The organism is Clostridium polynesiense (genome assembly GCF_000820705.1).
Classification (GTDB): domain Bacteria; phylum Bacillota; class Clostridia; order Clostridiales; family Clostridiaceae; genus Clostridium_AA; species Clostridium_AA polynesiense.
The window spans coordinates 14,586-34,734 of record NZ_CCXI01000113.1; the positions used below are offsets into that span (position 1 = coordinate 14,586).

The window sequence follows — 20,149 nt, forward strand, 5'->3', positions numbered from 1 at the left end:
ATGAAATTAAATCCTTTGAAATTAAAATGTAATAACATAAAACCCTGAAAAAATAAGGCACATTGCAGGCGTCAAACCCATAATGCACCAAATTATATATAATCCATTATACTCCACAGTATTTAATCTTATCTCATCTATATACCCATTATCTTTTACCTCTGACTTCTCACTTCCTATTCTTTTTCTTCTTCTTCAGCTCCGCTATCATATCTCTAAGCTGTGCCGCTCTTTCAAATTGAAGATTTTTAGAAGCATCTTTCATTTCAGCATCATATTTCTTAATTAGCTCATCTATAGTGCCCTTTTCCTCTTTAAGTGCCTCTTCTATGCTCTTAGCTCTCCCTCTTGCCTTATATTCTTCAGTAGATTCAGCAGTTTTTGTAGCTTCGATTATATCTCTGACATTTTTAATTATAGTGGTAGGAGTGATACCGTGCTCTTCATTATATGCAATCTGAATCTCTCTTCTTCTATTAGTTTCCTCTATAGCTTTATTCATGGATCTGGTTATATTGTCCGCATACATTATAACCTTGCTCTCAGAGTTTCTTGCAGCTCTTCCTATAGTCTGTATCAAAGAGGTTTGAGACCTTAAGAAACCCTCTTTGTCTGCATCCAAAATTGCAACAAGAGCCACCTCAGGTATGTCCAGGCCTTCTCTTAAAAGGTTTATTCCTACAAGGACGTCAAATTCCCCTACTCTTAAATCCCTTATAATCTTCATTCTTTCTATAGTATCTATGTCTGAATGCATATAGGTAGTTTTAATACCTAAGTCCTTAAGGTATTTTGTAAGATCCTCTGCCATACGTTTCGTCAAAGTGGTAACCAGAGTTCTGAATCCTTTTTCAGTAGTTTTTCTTATTTCCTCATATAAATCATCTATCTGTCCTTTTATAGGCTTTATAGTCACTTCAGGATCTAAAAGCCCTGTAGGCCTTATAATCTGCTCAGCTATGTTTTTTGAATGATTAAGTTCATATTCTGAAGGAGTAGCACTTACAAAAACCACCTGATTAAGCTTATTTTCAAACTCATCAAATTTCAGCGGTCTGTTGTCAAAGGCAGATGGAAGTCTGAAGCCATAATCCACAAGGCTGTTTTTCCTGGATCTGTCTCCGGCGTACATGGCCTTAACCTGAGGCAGAGTAACATGGCTTTCATCTATAAACATTAAAAAATCATCAGGAAAATAATCTATTAAAGTTTTAGGAGGAGTTCCGGGAGCTCTGCCGTCTAATATTCTTGAGTAGTTTTCTATGCCGCTGCAGTATCCCATCTCTCTCATCATTTCAATGTCAAAATTAGTCCTCTGCTTTAATCTCTGAGCCTCTAATGCATTTCCTTTATCTACTAATTCTTTAAGTCTTTCTTCAAGCTCTTCTTCTATCTTCCTTATAGCTATTTCAAGCTTTTCTCTGGAGGTAGCAAAGTGGGATGCCGGGAATATGCTCACATGCTGTCTTTCTCCCAGTATGTTTCCCGTAAGAACCTCAAATTCTCTAATCCTGTCAATCTCATCTCCAAAAAATTCTACCCTGATACCTTTATTGGAAGAAGAAGCAGGTATAATATCTAAATAATCTCCCCTTACTCTGAAGGTACCTCTGGCAAAATCTATATCATTTCTCTCATACTGTATTTCTACAAGCTTTCTTATAACCTCATCCCTGTCTTTAATCATTCCCTGTCTTAAGGATAAGGTTAATTTTGCATATTCCTCCGGGTTACCTAAACCATAAATGCAGGAAACTGAAGCTACGATAATAACATCTCTTCTTTCTAAAAGAGCTGAAGTAGCTGAGTGTCTGAGTTTATCAATTTCATCATTTATGGAGGCATCCTTTTCAATATAAGTATCTGTTTGAGGAACATAAGCCTCCGGCTGATAATAATCGTAGTAGGAAACAAAGTATTCCACTATATTATCAGGGAAAAATTCTTTAAATTCAGAACAAAGCTGTGCTGCCAGGGTTTTATTGTGAGCCAGAACCAGAGTTGGCTTCTGCAGCCTTTCAACTATGTTTGCCATGGTAAAGGTCTTACCGGAGCCGGTTACCCCTAAAAGGGTCTGGAATTTATCTCCCTCTTTTATGGAGTTTACCAGGCTGTCTATGGCTTGAGGCTGATCTCCTGTGGGCTTAAAAGAGGATTTTATCTTAAAATTCATTTTATCACCTCAAAACATTTGTTCGTGTTTATATTTTAATATTACAAAAATAATAAATCAAGAATTTTTATAGTTTTAATTGAATTATTATCTTTATTAATTATTATGATTATAAATTAAAAAGCTATGTTATAAACATAGCCTAATTTTTATTATCGCCCTTAAATTTATCGATTATATCTTTAAATTTTTCATTATCAAATTTTATTATCTGTTCCTCCTTAGGTATAAACCTTGGAACCAGAACAAGTCCTAATCTTTCGCTGCCTCTTCTTGATAAGGGAATGTCCTTTAAGTTACCCTTATAATCCTTCACCTTTACAATAACCTGATTTAAGCTTTCCTTAAGCATAGTATATATGGAAGCCTCACTTGCAATTTCTTTTCCGTTTATTAATATGAGCTTATCTCCACTTTTAATACCTGCTTTATATGCTGGGGATTGAGGAGCTACCTCCAGAACCATTATTCCTTCATCATCGCTTACGTACTTAGGATTGGATTTTTCCTCAAGCTTTTTCTGTATATAAAGCATGATTTCATGTCCTGCTGAAGAAAATACTACTGCCGTAAGCTGTCCTAATATGCCTAATCTGCCCAATTGTGCCACTGCGGTAAGAAGAACTCCAAATATGATTATCCCCACACCGGAATGCAGTGCCTTCATTGTTTTGTTTTTAGTAAAGGTTATTCCTGAATAACCTAAAACACCGTAAAAGGGTATCATTGCCAATACCATATTCTTTAGCAGTTCAACACTGCCGCCCTTTAAAATAGGCCACCATCCTGGTGTATTGACACTTATAAGCCCTCCTGTCATATTTTCTTTTCCGGCATACATAATAAAAATCGCCACAGGAAGTGCCCAATATCTTTTTAAAGCAAAGCCACCAATAATCTTATTTTCTCTTGTAGTAAATATGGGGATCGCTCCTTTATTGCCATCTATAATAACCAATATTCCTTCTATTATATGAAGCACCCCTACCAAGGAAAACAGTGAAACTATATCTATGTTTAAAGGAAGTTCCATTCCATAGCTCTTAAAAAAATATGAGACTATTATGCTTATAAGCCCTAAAATTGAGCCTGAATATGCAAAACAAAAGAATCTGGGTCTGAAGAGCATAAGCAATATGGATACTAAGAACAAAAATTCTATACCAGAGTTTTCCGGAAACATTATCCCTAAATAAGAAAACAACAAACTGCCCATGGTTCCTGCCAAGATTCCTATAACTATCTGAGACAGAGTAAGTTCAAGGGGAGAATGAAGTCTCTCCCCTATAATCATCTTCTGCATCACAGAAGTTTTTTTGTTTTGATTATAAAATATTATCCCTAAAAATATCAGCACAATTAAAAGTGATGGTTCTACTATGGCGTATGCAACGGATCTTAAGGTATAAATTGCTACATTCATTCTGAAGGATCCTCCTATTTGATTTTTTCCTTAATAACTTCCAGAGCTTTATTGAACTGAGGATCTTCTGAACGCTTATAAACTTTTTCTCTAAGCTCATCAGGATACTTCACTTCTATATCCGGAGAAATTCCCTTTTGATGAATGTTCTCCCCCTTAGGAGTGTAGTATTTTGATATCGTAACCTTTAATGCAGTTCCGTCGCTTCCTGAAACCACTGACTGTACAACACCTTTTCCGAAGGTCTTAGTTCCTACTAACTCACCGGCGTCATAATCTCTTATAGCTCCGGAAACAATTTCTGAAGCGCTGGCAGTATATTCATTGATGAGAACCACTAAAGGAAGTCCCTGTGCTATTCCGCCTTCTGAATTCAGACGCTGTTCTTTTTTGTATTTGTCTATGGTGGAAACTATAACTTTATCCTTTGGTATAAAGTTAGATGCTATTTCCACACTGGAGGACAATAACCCTCCGGGATTATCTCTAAGGTCCAGTATAAGACCTTTCATTCCCTTACTCTTTAAATCCTTAAGCTTTTTATTGAAATTTTCTGTAGTATGTTCATCAAACATGCTTATAGAAATATATCCAATGTTATTATTAAGCATTTCGCTTTTTACAGTTGTCATATTAATAGTATCCCGCTTCACTGACACGTCAAAGCTGCCTTTGCTCTCACGGAACATAGTAAGCTTAACTTCCACCTTTTCATTTCCCTTCATCATGGAAACGGCTTTATCTATTTCTTTTCCTGTAACATCAATGCCATTAACCTTTAAAATAACATCTCCGGGTAATATTCCGACTTTATCTGCCGGTGAACCTTCAAAAGGAGAAATCACTGTAATCTTGTCATCTTTAACTCCTACCTGGATTCCTAAGCCTACGTATTCTCCTTCATTTTTTTCACTGAAGTCCCGAAATTCCTCTTGGTTCATAAACACCGTATAAGGATCATTTAAAGATGAGGTCATGCCTTTAATTGCGCCCTCCACTAAGAGATTGTCGTCAATAGGCCCATCATACCATTTATATAAAGCTTCTCTAATTTGAAAAAGCTTATTGAACTTTTCAACATCCTTAATATCTTCTAACCCTTTATAACCGGAAACTCCCGCTATTCCAGGCAGTGAAAAAGCAGCAACTGTACCTAAATAAAAGGAACCCAAAGCAGTGAATAGTACCAATACTACCGTTAATGCTATCCACTTCCCCCTGCCGCCTTTTCTTTTTCGGTCTTCTTGTGGTTCAAACCCATTCATATAAGACATCCTTTCTTCACTGAACTATGCTACCATAGTATATTCTTGTCTTTAAAGTATATGTCTATTCTGTTAATTATACAACCAAGAATTTTCTAAGTGAAATTATACTTCCAGCTGTACCTATTAATATTCCTGACAATATAAATTCCCAAAGCATAGTGGTATACACGTAAGAAGGTGCAATTAGCTGTGAAGTTATAAGCGCTGAAGTTACATTTAAATATAAATATTTATATGCAAAGTATAAAATCACTGTGGATACAATAGCACCCACTATACCTATAACTATACCTTCTATAACGAAAGGCCATCTTATGAACCAGTCTGTTGCCCCTACAAACTTCATTATTCCTACTTCTCTTCTTCGTGAGAATACAGTTATTTTTATTGTATTTCCTATTAAGAATAAAGAAACAGCAATAAGCACTACAAATATTGCAGCTCCTACCCACTTAACGGTATTTGCAATGGAGGAAATTTGATTTATAAGATCCTGATCATTTCCTATATCCTCTACCCCAGGAGCCTTAGCATATTTTTCTGTTATAACCTCTGCAAATTGAGGTTCTGTAAGCTTCACAATATATGAAGTTGGCAGTGGATTGGCCTTTCCTTCATAACTCTCTAAAAGATACTCTTTACCTTTTAATTCTTTTTTGAAATTTTCTAATGCCTGTTCTTTTGTCTCAAATTCTAGTCCTTTTATTCCCGGTTCTTCTCTGAGCTGTTTTTCTAAAGCATTTTTCTGATCTATTGTAATATCTTCATTAAGATAAATTCTCATTTCAACTTTTGATTCAACATCTTCAACACCTTTACCTATATTCAGTCCTGCTAAAAGAAACACTCCAAATATAAATAAAGTTGCTGTGACAGTTGCAACTGAAGCAAGGCTTATAGTCCTATTTCTCCATAAGCTTTTAAATGCATCATTTAAAAAATATTTAATGGTACTAATCCTCATACTCGTATCTTCCTCTCTTTTCATCCCTGGTTATAGTTCCTTTTTCAATGGCTATAACTCTCTTTTTCATGGTATCAACTATATCTTTAGCGTGGGTAGCCATAAGTATTGTGGTTCCCGCTTTATTGATATCGTCAAGAAGAGCCATAATCTCCTTTGCAGTTTCGGGATCTAAATTTCCTGTTGGCTCATCTGCAATGAGTAAAGTAGGATTGTTTACAATTGCCCTGGCTAAAGAAACCCTCTGCTGTTCTCCCCCGGACAGCTCATGAGGAAAGGCCTTATACTTATCTGAAAGACCAACTAAAGAAAGCACTGTAGGAACCCTCTTCCTTATATCTCTTGAAGATGCTCCAACCACTCTCATTGCAAAGGCAACATTTTCATAAACACTAAGAGATGGAATAAGTCTGAAATCCTGAAAAACCATACCTACTTTTCTACGGTAGTATGGAATTTGGGATCTCTTAATAGTAGAAAGATTCACCCCATTATTTACAATATTCCCCGAGGTAGGTTCAACTTCCTTAAGGAGCATTTTGATGAAGGTGGATTTACCTGCACCGCTTGGTCCTACAAGGAAAACAAACTCCCCACGTTCAATTTTAATATTAACGTTCCTTAAAGCATGAACGTTATTATTATAAATCTTACTTATATTTTTGAACTCGATCATTTGTACAACCCCTTACTAAAATTCACATGATTTTTAACACAAACATATTATAACATAATACGCAAATCTGTAAAATTTCTCACACCAAAGTTAATAATTAATTTTTACAAAATTTACTGAAAAAACTGTAATAAATTAGGACAGATTACAAATATTGTATCCGTATCTGTCCTCTAATCTATCTTTTTACAAATTATTAATATTTAATTCAATAAAATTTAATTAATTGTTTACAATATGTGATTTTAATACAGAGACTTAAACCCCTCTCCTAAAACCTCATAGGATTCGCTTATGGTTAGAAAGGCTTTAGGATCCTTTTCCTTTATATACTTTTTCAGCTTTATGAATTCTCCTCTGCCTACCACAGTATATATCATACTTGTATCCTTTTTAGTAAATCCACCCTTACCCTCGAATATGGTACAACCTCTTTCAAGGTTAACGATTATATATTGGGAAATTTCCTCCCAATAAGCGCTTATTATGATTACTTCTTTAACGGAATTAAATCCATCTATTATCCTGTCTATAGTAAAGCCGTTTATCATCACTGAAAGCAGCGCATATAGTCCCACATCCACTCCAAAGGTTACTGTGGCTAACAGCGTAACTATAAAGTCCACTGCCAAAAGTGACTTTCCGATATCAACATCAAAAAATTTATTAAGTATTTTAGCCAATATATCAGTACCACCGGTGGAGGCATTAGCGTTAAAAACCATGGCCATGCCTATTGCGGATATGAAGGTTCCAAATATAGCAGCAAGCATTAAATCCTTAGTAATGGCTATAGGATTCAAAAAGCTTTCTATAATCCATAGACTTAAAGATAATCCAAAAGCTGCGTAAATAGTCTTTGCTCCAAAATTACCTCCTATAAATATAAATGCTACTATAAATAATATAAGGTTCATTATAAGTACAAGGATGCTGGTATTTAAAAAAGGAAAATAATAATTTATGACTATGGCAAAGCCTGTTACTCCTCCTGCCGCTAAATCATTAGGGATAAAGAAATACTCCACACTAAAGGCAACTAAAATTATGCCTAAGGTTATTATTAGATAATCCTTAAAATTTTTCCTCATATTATACCTCTCAATTTTTGATTAAATTTTATATTATGTTGTTAAACCCTTCACCCATTACTTCGTGAGCTTCATTTACAGTTACAAAAGCTTTTTCATCTATTTCTCTTATGTATCTTTTCAGCCTTATAAGTTCTCTAGCACCTAAAACGCAGTATATTACCTGAGTTTCAGCGCCTGTATATCCCCCTTCTCCCTTTAAAATAGTACAGCCTCTGTCCATGTCTACCGTTATGTACTTTTTTATTTTATCTATTTTACCGCTCATTATCATAACTTCTTTACAGGAATTAAACCCGGAAATCACCTTGTTTATTACCACTCCATTTAAAATGACAGAAAGCATTGAATAAAGACCCCTGTTTAACCCAAAAGCAACTGCGCCGGCTACTACCACGATTAAATCCACAGCCTGAACAGACATCCCCATATTTATATTAAAATATTTATTTAATATTTTTGCAATGATATCAGTTCCTCCGCTGGAAGCATTCTGCATAAAAATAACAGCAAGACCTGCTCCTAATAAAGCAGAACCAAAAAGTGACGCCAGCATTAAATCAGAGGTAACAGCAAAAGGCTCCAGAAAATTCTCTATAAACCACATAAACGCAGAAAGACCAAAACCTCCATAAAGGGTTTTTGCTCCAAAGGCTTTCCCTAGAGCTATCACACCGGTCAAAAACAATATTATATTCAATATAATCATTATATTAGCTGTAGACAGCATAGGAAGATAATGATTTATTACCAGGGAAAGCCCTGTAATCCCTCCTGTCGCCAGATTATTAGGTATAAAAAAGTATTCTACCGCTATAGCAATCAGTATAGAGCCTATGGTTATAAATAAATATTCTTTAAAGGCACCCTTCATTAGTAACAACCCCTTTTGTAATTTAGAATTAAAAATATAAAATTGAGATTAATTTAAAATTATAATTCATAGTCCTCTTCTATTATATATTCTCCTATATGTTACGTAAATTATTATATGTACTATTCTATAATTTATATTTAAGCAAAAAAAAATCGCCTAAGCGATTTTAATAAAGTCCTACACTGATTAAAAGTGACTTATCCACCTTTTCCATATCACTATCCGTCACATGACCTATTTTTTCCTTAAGCCTTTTTTTATCAAGAGTTCTTACTTGCTCCAAAAGCACTACAGAATCTTTATTAAGACCATATTCTTCTGAAGAGATTTCAACATGTGTTGGAAGTTTCGCCTTATTTATCTGTGAAGTTATAGCTGCAACTATCACAGTAGGGCTGTATTTATTTCCAATATCATTTTGTATTATAATTACAGGTCTTATGCCGCCCTGTTCCGATCCGATAACCGGGCTTAAATCAGCATAAAATATATCTCCTCTTTTCACTATCATCGTCGTCATCAGACATATCACTCTCCGAAAGCCACGCCTCATATTCTATTGCTTCTTCTAATTCGAAGCAGCAACCCATTTCACAATATTTTAAATTAATAGAAGACATTTCTTCATAGGCCTTTTCTACTTGCTCAACATATTCAGCATTATTAATCTCTTCAATATATAATATTAAAGAATCATCATTTAATTGATTATTTTTTTTATATTTTCCTGTTGCTGTGGATAAATAGTCTTGTATTTCCTTTGAATATGACATAATTCCACCTTACCTCCTATGTTTACGCAGTAAAGAGCGATATGTACACTAAAATTATAGTGCAATATATGTCACTATGTCAAAGGATTTGTCAGGGTATTTAAAAATTTAACAAATTATGTTTACATATAATTTCTGACCTTAACTACATTTCCATTTTTAATATATACTCTAGGCACCCTTTTTCCTATCATACATACAATTTCATAGTTAATGGTTCCTAGAAGCTCAGCTATATCATCAGCATCAAACTTTACATTTCCTTCTCTGCCGATTAAAATAACCTCGTCTCCTACATTAACTTCTCCAATATCCGTTACATCCACCATGCACTGGTCCATGCATATTCTTCCTACTACAGGAGCAAGTTTACCCTTTATTATCACCTTTGCTTTGTTAAACAAAAGTCTGGTATATCCGTCTGCATATCCTATAGGAAGGGTGGCTATAACACTTTCCTTTTCTGTTCTGTATTTTCTTCCATAGCTTATATACACATCCTTTTCTACCTTCTTAACATGTACTACATCTGTCTTAAGGGTTAGAACAGGTTTTAATGCAATTTTATCTTTGTGTATTTCTTCTGAAGGATAGTAGCCGAATAGAATCAATCCAGGGCGTACACATTCTAAATGAGTATCCGGTAAATCTATTACAGCTGCACTGTTTGCAATGTGGCGTTTATTAATTTTTACACCTCTTTCTATAAGAGCTGAATAGAAGGTATTAAATTTCTCCATTTGTTCATATGTATATTCTTTATCTTCTTCATCAGCACTGGAAAAGTGGGAAAAGAGACCTGCTATTTCTATATTGGGAAGCTTGCTTATGGCATAAACCTCTTCAAGACTTTCCTTACTTGGGAGAAAGCCTATTCTTCCCATGCCTGTATCCAGTCCTATATGAATCTTTGCTGTTTTACCAAACTTCTCAGCCTCATTAGAAAGAGCTTTAGCATAATCAAAGGTAAACACCGTCTGCTCAATATCATATTTTAATATTTCCTTTGCAAAGGTTAAAGGAGTGTAACCTAAAATCATAATGGGAGCTTTAATTCCACTCTTTCTAAGCTCCAAGGCTTCTGTAATTACTGCTACCCCAAAGCTTGTAGCTCCATTTTCCAAAAGTACAGGGGCTACGTCAATAGCTCCGTGACCGTATGCATCAGCTTTAATAATAGCCATTATTTCCTTAGTTTTTGTAACTCTTTTAATTTCTCTCATGTTATGTGCAAGATTATCAAGATTTATCTCTGCCCATACCGGCCGTATACTTTTAAACATTTCTTATCCCCCTTGTTTATCTAGCTTTCTGTTAAATGTCAATGTTCAAATAATGCTGCATTTAATTCTTTTTCTATTATAAAGTTGCTGTAGACAATTTCTGCTTTAATATTCCCCTTAAAGTCCAGTATACATAATTTCTCCGGAGCCTTAGTATCAGTGTTTACCTGAAGAATCCCTTTATCTATATTTTTGTTTCCTCCCGGTATATATAATTCTATAAAAAGGTAATTTTTTCCTTCTTTATTTTCAGAATAAATTTTAACTTCTTCATTAGTATATATTAACTCAACAAAATCTCTGAGAAAAGCCCATTTATAAAATACATCAAAATCTTCTTTTAATGTATAGCTTCTATTGCTTTTTAAATCTTTAACTATGATTGTATCCTTGATATAGAAATATACCCTGTCTTCTCCCAGCTCCAATCTGTATCCTTTTTCTGCATCATAATATAGCCTTGCCTTTTCTTCAAACTGCCCTTTATCGTTAATAACGAAATAATTCACATCACTGCTGTAGCAGGTAATGGTCCTTAAATAATCTACATATTCCTGAGGGGTATCTACCCTCCTCTTAAGCAGCAGGGCAAAAAGCACTGTAAGGGCAATGAATAATATTAATGATGCAATTATTATCTTTTTCTTCGTTTTTCCCACCCCTATTATTATTACCTTTAATACTATTATTCTCTTAGGGTGGTTTTTATTCTATAAATTTTCCATTTCCTTCAGTGTGTATGGAAGTTCCTCTATAATATTATGGGCACTTACGCTGTATTTTAAGCAGCTTAGTTTATCTCCCGCAGCACCATGGATATAAGCTGCTGTATATGCTGATTCCAGCGGGCTTAGCCCCTGCACAGCTAATGCAGCTATAATTCCAGTAAGACAGTCTCCCATTCCTCCCGATGCCATGGCGCTGGTACCGGTAGGATTTATATAAGTGCTTATACCGTCTGTTATAACGGTATTATAACCTTTTAATATCACCACTACAGAATTCTTTTCTGCAAATTCTTTAGCTGTCTTTATCCTGTTTTCATTGATATAATCTATGCTTAAACCTGTAAGCCTAGACATTTCTCCAGGATGAGGAGTTATTATCACTGAAGCTTTTCTCCCTTTTAAAAGCTCCGTATTTCCTTCTAAGACATTTAAAGCGTCAGCATCTAATACTACAGTCCCAGTAGAATGGCTTAAAACCTCCTTAACCACCTCCAGGGTTTCATCATTACTGCCCATACCCGGTCCAACTGCTGCTGCATTCGCTGAAGAAATCCTCTCAATAAGATCTTCACTTCTTTTAAAACCAAAGGTCATAGCTTCTATTACCTTTGCTGACATTACAGACTGAATATTCTTTGGACAGCATAAGGTTACAAGTCCTGCTCCGCTGCTTACCGCTGCTTCAGTAGTAATATATGCAGCACCGGTATATCCTTCACTTCCGGCAATAATGACTACCCTTCCGAAATTTCCTTTATGTGAGACTTTATCTCTCTTTGGAATGACTTTTTTAATATCCTCCAGTGAAGTTATAAACTCACCTTCATGGTACATGTCAATTACCTTACCGGGAATTCCTATATCCTCTACTGCTATATTTCCAGTGTGTTTATGACTTTTATAGTTTATAAAGCCTTTTTTATATAATTCAAAGGTTACAGTTTTATCAGCCTTTATTGCATTTCCTTTTATTTCACCGCTGTCGCTTTCCATACCTGAAGGAATATCCACTGACAGTATATATCTGCTGTTTTCGTTCATAATGGATATCACTGATAAATAAGGTTCCTCCAATTCTCTTGTAAGTCCTGTACCGAATACTGCATCTACCACTATATCGCTCTGCTGAAGAGAATCCTTTAATTCAGTGAAATCTTCGACATTTGAAATTTCTTTTATTTTTAGTCCCATATTTCTTAATATATCGTAATTAATCCTGCAATCCTTTGAAAGCCTGCTGCTGTTTCCAATTAGAAACACTTCCACAGATTTATCCAGAGCCTTTAAGTGCCTTGCTACAGCAAAGCCGTCTCCTCCGTTGTTTCCACTTCCGCACACCACTGAGAATTTATTATTTTCCTCTATGTTTAAATGCTTCATAACCTTAAGGGCAGCATTTTCCATAAGTACAATTCCAGGTATATTTAAATTTTCTATGCAGTATTTATCTATTTTTCTCAATACTTCCGATCTGCCGATTTTCATTTTACTTTCCCTCCAAAATAACAAATGCCACAGCATTTTCATTATTATGAGATATGGATACATGTATATTCATAACCTTTCGTTGCTCACACAAGGCCTCGGCCTTTCCTGATACCCTTACGTTAGGCTTTCCTAAGTCATCTTTATATATCTCAACATCCTTTAATCCAAATCCTCTAAATCCCGTTCCGAGAGCCTTAGCAAAGGCTTCCTTAGCTGCAAAATATCCCGCTAGATTGGAATATTGCATAATTCCTTTTACACTGTTTATTTCCCCGGAAGTAAAAGCTTTTTCTTTAAAGCTCACTCCTTCAGATACAGCCTTCTTAATTCTCTCTATTTCAATTATATCCGTTCCAATGCCAATTATCATATTAATACCTTCTTTTTAAATGTTTATATTTTAAATAATACCTTAAAATATAGTAATTAGTAAACTCAGCAAAAAAGAAGCTGTTACACAAGATACATGGTTCATTGTGCATCAGCTTCCGGAATATTTAAAATTATATTAGTTCGTAGCTATACAGTTTAAGGTTTTATCAAAATCAGATATATAGGAATCTACATATTCACCGATGATATCAACAAGATGAATAGGCGACACCTCATTATCATAAAGGATATTAATCAAGTCATATACTTTGTATCTTTGGGGAGTTATACTGTCTATGCTGTCCCTTTCAATGTTGATTATATCTTCTCCCTCCATATCTATCCTTTCTATTTCTATGCCGTATGCCTGTATTCCCATTTTTATACCCTTTACTACCCTGTAATAATAAATAGACTTTCTGTTTGCATCCTCCATAATCCTTACTAAATTCTTTACAACCCTCATCTTTTTTCCCCCTCAAAAAATTATTCACTTTTGAGCATACGTTATAAGTCATATTTATGTATTTTATATTAACATTAAAAATACAAAATATATGTCAAATAGTGAAGTGAGTTAAAAGATTTTATCCTTTTATTTTGACATGTTTGTGCCTATAAATGGCTTGTTTACTACATTTAAAGATGGTAATTGGTATAATATTCCTAATTTTCTCACAATTTTGTCGAATCCTTAGTATATCTGTTGCAAAATTTTATTTTAAAATATTTATAAATAATCCATAAAGCTACATATATGCTGCCATAGAACCTTACCCATCAGTTCAAATATCATTCTCTATACAGCTTTTTTATGTCCCTATATCCCTTTTGCAGCTTTTCACTGTCACTGTCTTTAATTTCATTCATGGAAAATTTCGCTTTGTTATATATATTGCCTATTTCTTCAACACCAGCGTCCTCTCCGTAGTTTCCCTTCAGCTTTAGTATTCTCATTAGCTGAGTGGCGGTCATAAAGTTTCTGAATATATCCTTTCCCTGAGAGAACCTTTGAATTTTACCAAAGTAATACAGCACCCTTCCTCTGGGATTCTTGGGAGGAGTCATATTCTTAAATACCTCCTTTAACCTGTCTAAAGATCTTTTTCTCAAGGATTCCTTTGATATTTTCTCCCTTTCCTCTAAAACCCCCTCTGCAATATACTCACTTTGGAGCTTTAACCTTTTGAAAGCCTTATATATTATATAAATTATAACTGCTAATACAGCCAATTTAAGAAGTTTACTTAAGATATGGTAGTTTACCGCTTCCATATCCATAAATTCAAATTCATTAACTTTTTCATTATTAGCCTCTGTATTCAGTCCCTGAGAAGAAAGATTTATCCTGTAATAAAGCCATTGGAATCCATCCTTTATCAAATATAAAAAAATATATATCAGCTTATCAAAAATTTCCATAAGATACGAATAAATGGTTTTTATAATCTTCACGGTATTATTATAAAAAAAGTCCATAGAAAGTATCAGCACCGCAACCATTATAAACACATCATTTATCAACGACTTTCTTCCCTTTATTTCATATTGAAGCCTGCTGGACTGCCTTAGCATCCAAACAGAAAGAAGGAGATAGAGAATATAAAACCTAAGTATATACCCTGTATATTCCTCTCTTAAAAATATCACCACTATTCCCAGAGCCATTATAACGTAAATACCTTTTTTAATTTCTTCTTTTAAATAATCCGGTGAAAGGCTGTATACATTCTTATGGGAAGTATATATAAGAGTTAACAGAGAAGGTATATAATATAGCAACCAACGGTGTCCATAAAATATAATGGTCAAAGCACAGCTTAGAAGCATTGGGAGTGCAAGAATAAGCTTTTTATTCTTCAACTGCCTGTCGCTTAAATACAGAAAGCTAAGGACCGTAATCACTGAAATAAAAAATTCTTTATAACCATAATTCTCATAGAAGATACCAATATAGATGACAAAAAAAGCGATGTAAGTCAGGGTTATTATATGGAGACCGTAGAGCAGTCTTAAAAATTTATAAGCCTTCATACTATAATACCTCCCTAACATTTAATTTTTCTGTTCCCGCTATCTCATCTAAATCATTTTTCCTGGATATATCTATAATCTTTATTATATTTCCCTGCCTTGCTGAGGCTTCTATAAGCTCTTGAACGTCTCTTGAAAGATAGCCCGCAATAATAACACATACTGTATTTCCTGTTAGTAAACCTAAATTCCTTTTGAAATAATCATAAAAATCTTCTCTGGGCGTGCTGTCTACCCTTCCGCAGAATTCTAATATATCCGCCATATTATTCAGTGAATTAGGCACCTTATCCATTAGATCACCATAGTGGGATATTATATGAGCATTACTCCAAAGCCCTACAGGAATACCCTTATCTAAAAAGCTTTGGGATAGTGAAGCTGCTATTTCGCAGCTTTTATTTACTCTCTCTTCGTTAATGCTGTTCCAGAAAGGTCTGTTATACTGAACATTTATTATTAGTACTGCCTCCTTATCCGAGGAATAGTCATATTCCTTAACCATGAGATTGCCCATCCTTAAGCTGGAATTCCAGTGGATATCCTTCATCCTGTCACTGCCTGTATAATCTCTGATTCCTTTTATAAATATGGGATCGGTGAATATCCACCTCTTTATTATATTTTCTCCCAATATAGAATTACTTGTAACATTTATATGGCTAAAATCCTTCAGCTTAGGGTAAACTACTATTTCTTTAAAATCCTCTATCTGCTTCTCTTCCTTATCCATACCAAAAAAATCTACTATAGTTACATTTAAATTTCTTAAAAAATACACGCCTCTTTTATTTATTTCAGCAGGATAACTTCTTTTTACCCTTTCTCTTCCTCCCACTGAATATATATCAGAGTAGCTTACTGTATTTCCCATGGTTTCGTTGTATCTTAAATTCTTTTTCTTTACCTGGGAAGGCATTATCTCCTCGATATTTAAAAAAGGAACAGGGATTAACTTTCCGTTTTCGATTTGAAGGTTAATTTTAAATTCTTCCCCGGGAAATAATTTATCCCTGCTTATGCTTCTTTTAACGGATAAATTGTTAAAAGCATACTTTCTGTAGCACACTGATGCTATGTAAGCTCCTGTGAGAAGGAATATAAATATAATATATATTTTCATATTTACACCTCATTATTTTTCCAAGGCAATATATTCAAGGGGGACATTCGCCTCGTTAAGTATATTCTCAACTACCTTTGAAGCAGATAAATTTTCTGAGGAATAGCTTTTATTCTTAAGTATTATCCTGTGGCTTAAAACCTCCACTGCAATAGTTTTAACATCCTCCGGTATAACATAATCCCTTCCCTGAATAGCAGCTATAGCCTGGGCTCCCTTCATAAGGCTTAAAGAAGCTCTGGGAGAAGCTCCAAGCGCAATCATCTCATGATTCCTTGTTCTTCTAACAATGTCCAGTATATAATTCTTAACTTCATCATTAATCTGTACTTTAACCACATTTTCCATAACATAATTTATCTCAGCCTCATTTACCGCTTCTGTAAGGCTGTTTAAAGGGTCCTCCAGCATGAATCTATCCATTATCCCTTTTTCCTCATTATAATCAGGATACCCCATGGAAATCCTTATAAAAAACCTGTCCAACTGTGCCTCCGGAAGAGGAAAGGTACCAAACTGCTCCACAGGATTTTCCGTGGCTATTACAAAGAAAGGCTTTGGAAGCTTAATAGTGTTTCCCTCCACTGTAATCTGCCTTTCCTCCATACATTCCAAGAGAGCGGATTGAGTTCTTGGAGTTGCCCTGTTTATCTCATCAGCTAAAAGTACATTGCTTAAGATCGGTCCCTGCCTGAACTGAAACTCCCCCAGCTTTTGATTGTAAAAATATATCCCCGTTAAATCCGAGGGAAGTATATCCGGAGTAAACTGTATCCTTTTAAAATCTAAATTCAGGCTTTTTGCCAGACTCTTTGCAAGCTTTGTTTTTCCAAGCCCAGGCACGTCTTCCAGAAGAACATGTCCTCCACATATAAAAGCTGCAATTATCTTGTTTATTTTATCCTCTCTGCCTATGATAACCTTTCCTATATTTCTTTGAAGTTTTTCTTTAAACTCTTGAAATTTATTAATTTCCATATTTCTACCCCTTTACATATATTAGTAAAATATATATTAATTATATCACTGGAAATAATATACACTCAATATACATTTAATTACAGTATATAATTATGAAAATAAGAATAGAAAGAATGAGATGAAGTTCTTAGGTATTTATATAGCCCTGTATAGTAAAAAATCAAGACAGCCGAATGACCTTGTCATTCAGCTGTCTTGACTTTAATTCTCATTTACCATAGTCGATGGATTGTATACGTTCTCACGCCCTAATTTTATTATAACAGATTATACCGATAAATCAATAGATAACCAAAAAAAACCAAAATAGAAAAGCACCAGAAAAACTTCTGGTGCTTACAAATCAATTAAGAAAATAATTTTCAAAGCCTATATCTTAAATACCTGCACCAATCGATTTAAGTTTTCAGCTATCTCAACCTGATGCTGTGCTGTGAGAGCTACCTGGCTTACAGCCTTAGAAGTATCTTCTATATTGCTTAATATATCCTCTGAGTTATTTGTAGTATCCTGCATATTTTCAGCTATATTTTCTATTACTCCGGAAATCTGTTCTGCTGAAGCATTAAGCTCCTGGGACATTGCCGCCATATTTTGTGATAATTCACTAAGAAAGCCTGCATCCTCTTCATATACATTTCCTGTATCTATTAACAGAGTATAGTCCTTTTTAACCTGATTGTCTATAAAGTCTAGTAATCCTTTTGAGTTTTCAGTTAAATAACTGAAAGCACCGTTTACTCCTGAAACCACTGATTGTATGTCTCTAACATACTGCACAGACTGCTCTGCAAGCTTTTTAATCTCCTCCGCTACTACAGCAAACCCTCTTCCGTTTTCCCCTGCTCTTGCTGCTTCAATGGCGGCATTTAACGCCAGAAGGTTAGTCTGCTCGGCGATTGCAGCTATGGAATCAGCAATTATTCCAATCTCATTTACCACTTTACCGTTTTCTATGGCTTCAATGATATTCTTTTCTTTTTCTTCATAAATTTCATAAGTAATGTTTTGTGATTTTTCACCTCTTGATTTAATATCTGCAGCTCTTGATTTAACAGCTTCAGACTGATGACTTCCTTCTGAAGAATGAACCGCCATTTCATTAAGACCTGAGTTAACCTGCTGTATAGTAGCTGTAAGCTCTTCTGTCACCGCATTTATTTCCTGCACACTCTTTACTATACCTACAGTGCTGTCATTTATGTGATTAAAACCTCCTGCCATTTCCGCCATTATAGCTGACAGCTCTTCACTGGAGGCTGTAACCTCTTCTGTCTGATCCACTATTGACTTAATGGTTTTTTTCATTCTGTCCTGAGCAGTGTTTAAAGCATTTATAAGTTTTCCAAAGTCATCATTATTATCATAACTTATAGAATAGGTTAAATCTCCCTCTCCCAAAGCCTCCGCAAAGCTTATCCCTTTTTTCAGTACCTTTGAAATGTATCTTGCAAGTATTAAACCAATGACTAACGCAGTTAAGAATATTAAAGCTATGATGCAGTACATGAATATTTCAGTTTTAACATGGATATCCGCATTGTCATCATTTTTGTCTTTTGCCTGGGTATCAGTAATCTGTATTAATTCATCTATCTGCTTAAACATCATTTGTGTTTTTTCTTTTAATCCATTTAATCTCATACGTGCTTCTGTGTAATTACCGTATTTGGCCTGCGCTAAAACAGAATCCCTTTCTTTTCTGTACTCCTCTAAATGGGAATAAAATCTCTCCCAGATTTCTCTTTCCTCTGAAGAAAGACTTCTGCTTCCATATTGATCCACCAATTCTTTGTTAATTGCTTTAATTTCTTCTATTTCATTTAAAGACTTATTCGTTTCCTCTTGATTATTCAAAAGAACAGCCTTAAATATTTCACTTTCCACATTCATCAAGTTATTCTTAATAGTAAGAACTTCCTTTATATTGCGAAGATTCTCATCGTAAAGTATATTACCATTTTCTGAAATTCTATTAATGGCGCCGTTACTTAGGAACCCTATAACTAATACTAAAAATGCTATTATGCCGAAGGACATCAGCAGTTTGGCTTTTATAGATAAATCCTTTATTAATTTCATTTTATTCCTCCTAGAATGATCCTATGTTAATATAGAGCCTTATTTTATAGTTAAAGCCTGGTTACTATTATCGTAGCTTTTTAGAGGAAGTTTACATCACATTTTAACAAAATAATACAAAATAACATTAAATTTTCTAAAAATATATTCAAAAAAAATAATAAACCCGGAGATCAGCTAAAATCTCCGGGTTTAATCTGCAATTTATCCCTTTTAAAGGGTTATGGAGCTAGAGAGAGCTTTATAAATAAACTCACTCTCAATTAATCGCCTCAATTTTTTAGAATACCTGCTTAACTGGGAAGAATCCCGGTATCATTACAGAAATCACTGTAATGATTATAGCGGATAACAAGCCTCCTAAAGCTGCACATAAAAAGGATTTTTTAAAATCTAATCCTAAAAACGCTGCTATGGCTGTACCTGTCCATACGCCTGTAGTAGGCAGTGGTATAGCTATAAAGGTAATAAGGGCAATTTCCTTATATTTTTCGAACTTTCCAATATTTTTTCTAATCTTATTGTCAATAATATTAGTAAGAAAATCAAACTGCCTTTTTGTTTTAAGCCAGTTATATATTTTATTAAAAAGCAGCATTATAAAAGGTACCGGAAGCAGGCTTCCAATATAGCTTAATACCATAACCAGCAGAGGATTATAATTGTATGCAAGTATTCCTATAGGTATAGCGCCTCTCTGTTCCACTATAGGAACTGCAGAAAATAAGAATATAAATAATAATTTGCTCATATTACTCTCCTTATAATTTGACTATAAGTGTCTAAAAAATTAATAGTTTTGTAAACAAATTT

The 20,149-nt window shown here is 34.5% G+C and carries 19 protein-coding genes; all 19 read right to left on the minus strand.

All coding sequences use genetic code 11. From position 1 onward, the window contains the following. Nucleotides 1-169: 169 nt before the first annotated feature. Nucleotides 170-2,173, minus strand: coding sequence for an excinuclease ABC subunit UvrB (uvrB, locus tag TA89_RS10705; protein WP_040213297.1), 2,004 nt, complete (start codon nucleotides 2,171-2,173; stop codon nucleotides 170-172). Nucleotides 2,174-2,315: 142 nt separating this feature from the next. Continuing rightward, nucleotides 2,316-3,596 carry a PDZ domain-containing protein gene (locus tag TA89_RS10710; RefSeq protein ID WP_040213298.1) on the minus strand — a complete coding sequence of 427 codons (1,281 nt, stop codon included), beginning with the start codon at nucleotides 3,594-3,596 and terminating at the stop codon, nucleotides 2,316-2,318. Between the two features lie 14 nt (nucleotides 3,597-3,610). Further along, a complete protein-coding gene (locus tag TA89_RS10715; protein WP_082023912.1) occupies nucleotides 3,611-4,870 on the minus strand; it encodes a S41 family peptidase in 1,260 nt (419 codons plus the stop codon). Between the two features lie 67 nt (nucleotides 4,871-4,937). Next, on the minus strand, nucleotides 4,938-5,828 hold the full coding sequence (gene ftsX, locus TA89_RS10720) for a permease-like cell division protein FtsX (protein WP_040213299.1): 891 nt from the start codon (nucleotides 5,826-5,828) through the stop codon (nucleotides 4,938-4,940). Further along, a complete protein-coding gene (gene ftsE, locus TA89_RS10725) occupies nucleotides 5,818-6,504 on the minus strand; it encodes a cell division ATP-binding protein FtsE (protein ID WP_040213300.1) in 687 nt (228 codons plus the stop codon). Before ftsE ends, ftsX begins: the two co-directional genes overlap by 11 nt. 245 nt (nucleotides 6,505-6,749) lie before the next feature. Then, complete coding sequence (locus TA89_RS10730; protein ID WP_040213301.1) at nucleotides 6,750-7,595, minus strand: YitT family protein; 846 nt, start codon at nucleotides 7,593-7,595, stop codon at nucleotides 6,750-6,752. Between the two features lie 28 nt (nucleotides 7,596-7,623). Beyond that, nucleotides 7,624-8,469 (minus strand): YitT family protein, encoded by an 846-nt coding sequence (locus TA89_RS10735; RefSeq protein ID WP_040213303.1) that lies wholly within the window; start codon nucleotides 8,467-8,469, stop codon nucleotides 7,624-7,626. 169 nt (nucleotides 8,470-8,638) lie between these two features. Beyond that, nucleotides 8,639-8,992 carry a type II toxin-antitoxin system PemK/MazF family toxin gene (locus TA89_RS10740; RefSeq protein ID WP_040213305.1) on the minus strand — a complete coding sequence of 118 codons (354 nt, stop codon included), beginning with the start codon at nucleotides 8,990-8,992 and terminating at the stop codon, nucleotides 8,639-8,641. Continuing rightward, complete coding sequence (locus TA89_RS10745) at nucleotides 8,949-9,245, minus strand: hypothetical protein (protein WP_052447443.1); 297 nt, start codon at nucleotides 9,243-9,245, stop codon at nucleotides 8,949-8,951. Before TA89_RS10745 ends, TA89_RS10740 begins: the two co-directional genes overlap by 44 nt. 122 nt (nucleotides 9,246-9,367) lie before the next feature. Continuing rightward, nucleotides 9,368-10,528, minus strand: coding sequence for an alanine racemase (alr, locus tag TA89_RS10750; RefSeq protein ID WP_040213307.1), 1,161 nt, complete (start codon nucleotides 10,526-10,528; stop codon nucleotides 9,368-9,370). Between the two features lie 38 nt (nucleotides 10,529-10,566). Then, nucleotides 10,567-11,187, minus strand: a complete 621-nt coding sequence (locus TA89_RS10755) for a germination lipoprotein GerS-related protein (RefSeq protein ID WP_052447444.1) — start codon at nucleotides 11,185-11,187, stop codon at nucleotides 10,567-10,569. Between the two features lie 51 nt (nucleotides 11,188-11,238). Then, nucleotides 11,239-12,741 (minus strand): bifunctional ADP-dependent NAD(P)H-hydrate dehydratase/NAD(P)H-hydrate epimerase, encoded by a 1,503-nt coding sequence (locus tag TA89_RS10760; RefSeq protein ID WP_040213310.1) that lies wholly within the window; start codon nucleotides 12,739-12,741, stop codon nucleotides 11,239-11,241. Between the two features lies 1 nt (nucleotide 12,742). After that, a complete protein-coding gene (gene acpS / locus TA89_RS10765; protein WP_040213312.1) occupies nucleotides 12,743-13,114 on the minus strand; it encodes a holo-ACP synthase in 372 nt (123 codons plus the stop codon). Between the two features lie 138 nt (nucleotides 13,115-13,252). Then, entirely contained in the window at nucleotides 13,253-13,582 is a 330-nt protein-coding gene (locus TA89_RS10770; protein WP_040213314.1) for a DUF6514 family protein, read from the minus strand. A 326-nt stretch (nucleotides 13,583-13,908) separates the two neighbouring features. Beyond that, nucleotides 13,909-15,150: a hypothetical protein gene (locus tag TA89_RS10775; RefSeq protein ID WP_040213316.1), complete on the minus strand. Its 1,242-nt coding sequence runs from the start codon at nucleotides 15,148-15,150 to the stop codon at nucleotides 13,909-13,911. 1 nt (nucleotide 15,151) lies between these two features. Then, on the minus strand, nucleotides 15,152-16,273 hold the full coding sequence (locus TA89_RS10780; protein ID WP_040213317.1) for a DUF58 domain-containing protein: 1,122 nt from the start codon (nucleotides 16,271-16,273) through the stop codon (nucleotides 15,152-15,154). A gap of 12 nt (nucleotides 16,274-16,285) precedes the next feature. Continuing rightward, nucleotides 16,286-17,251 (minus strand): AAA family ATPase, encoded by a 966-nt coding sequence (locus tag TA89_RS10785; protein WP_040213319.1) that lies wholly within the window; start codon nucleotides 17,249-17,251, stop codon nucleotides 16,286-16,288. Nucleotides 17,252-17,623: 372 nt separating this feature from the next. Beyond that, nucleotides 17,624-19,336 (minus strand): methyl-accepting chemotaxis protein, encoded by a 1,713-nt coding sequence (locus TA89_RS10790; protein WP_040213321.1) that lies wholly within the window; start codon nucleotides 19,334-19,336, stop codon nucleotides 17,624-17,626. 280 nt (nucleotides 19,337-19,616) lie between these two features. Next, nucleotides 19,617-20,087: a COG2426 family protein gene (locus TA89_RS10795; protein ID WP_040213323.1), complete on the minus strand. Its 471-nt coding sequence runs from the start codon at nucleotides 20,085-20,087 to the stop codon at nucleotides 19,617-19,619. Between the last annotated feature and the right edge of the window lie 62 nt (nucleotides 20,088-20,149).

Excerpts from the sequence above, each read along its gene's own strand:
- TA89_RS10715 (WP_082023912.1), bottom strand. The coding sequence starts at position 4,870 with ATGTCTTATATGAATGGGTTTGAACCACAAGAAGACCGAAAAAGAAAA.
- TA89_RS10770 (WP_040213314.1), bottom strand. The coding sequence starts at position 13,582 with ATGAGGGTTGTAAAGAATTTAGTAAGGATTATGGAGGATGCAAACAGA.
- TA89_RS10745 (WP_052447443.1), bottom strand. The coding sequence starts at position 9,245 with ATGTCATATTCAAAGGAAATACAAGACTATTTATCCACAGCAACAGGA.
- ftsE (WP_040213300.1), bottom strand. The coding sequence starts at position 6,504 with ATGATCGAGTTCAAAAATATAAGTAAGATTTATAATAATAACGTTCAT.
- TA89_RS10790 (WP_040213321.1), bottom strand. The coding sequence starts at position 19,336 with ATGAAATTAATAAAGGATTTATCTATAAAAGCCAAACTGCTGATGTCC.
- TA89_RS10785 (WP_040213319.1), bottom strand. The coding sequence starts at position 17,251 with ATGGAAATTAATAAATTTCAAGAGTTTAAAGAAAAACTTCAAAGAAAT.
- TA89_RS10795 (WP_040213323.1), bottom strand. The coding sequence starts at position 20,087 with ATGAGCAAATTATTATTTATATTCTTATTTTCTGCAGTTCCTATAGTG.
- uvrB (WP_040213297.1), bottom strand. The coding sequence starts at position 2,173 with ATGAATTTTAAGATAAAATCCTCTTTTAAGCCCACAGGAGATCAGCCT.
- TA89_RS10780 (WP_040213317.1), bottom strand. The coding sequence starts at position 16,273 with ATGAAAATATATATTATATTTATATTCCTTCTCACAGGAGCTTACATA.
- acpS (WP_040213312.1), bottom strand. The coding sequence starts at position 13,114 with ATGATAATTGGCATTGGAACGGATATAATTGAAATAGAGAGAATTAAG.
- TA89_RS10775 (WP_040213316.1), bottom strand. The coding sequence starts at position 15,150 with ATGAAGGCTTATAAATTTTTAAGACTGCTCTACGGTCTCCATATAATA.
- TA89_RS10735 (WP_040213303.1), bottom strand. The coding sequence starts at position 8,469 with ATGAAGGGTGCCTTTAAAGAATATTTATTTATAACCATAGGCTCTATA.
- ftsX (WP_040213299.1), bottom strand. The coding sequence starts at position 5,828 with ATGAGGATTAGTACCATTAAATATTTTTTAAATGATGCATTTAAAAGC.
- TA89_RS10740 (WP_040213305.1), bottom strand. The coding sequence starts at position 8,992 with ATGACGACGATGATAGTGAAAAGAGGAGATATATTTTATGCTGATTTA.
- alr (WP_040213307.1), bottom strand. The coding sequence starts at position 10,528 with ATGTTTAAAAGTATACGGCCGGTATGGGCAGAGATAAATCTTGATAAT.
- TA89_RS10760 (WP_040213310.1), bottom strand. The coding sequence starts at position 12,741 with ATGAAAATCGGCAGATCGGAAGTATTGAGAAAAATAGATAAATACTGC.
- TA89_RS10710 (WP_040213298.1), bottom strand. The coding sequence starts at position 3,596 with ATGAATGTAGCAATTTATACCTTAAGATCCGTTGCATACGCCATAGTA.
- TA89_RS10730 (WP_040213301.1), bottom strand. The coding sequence starts at position 7,595 with ATGAGGAAAAATTTTAAGGATTATCTAATAATAACCTTAGGCATAATT.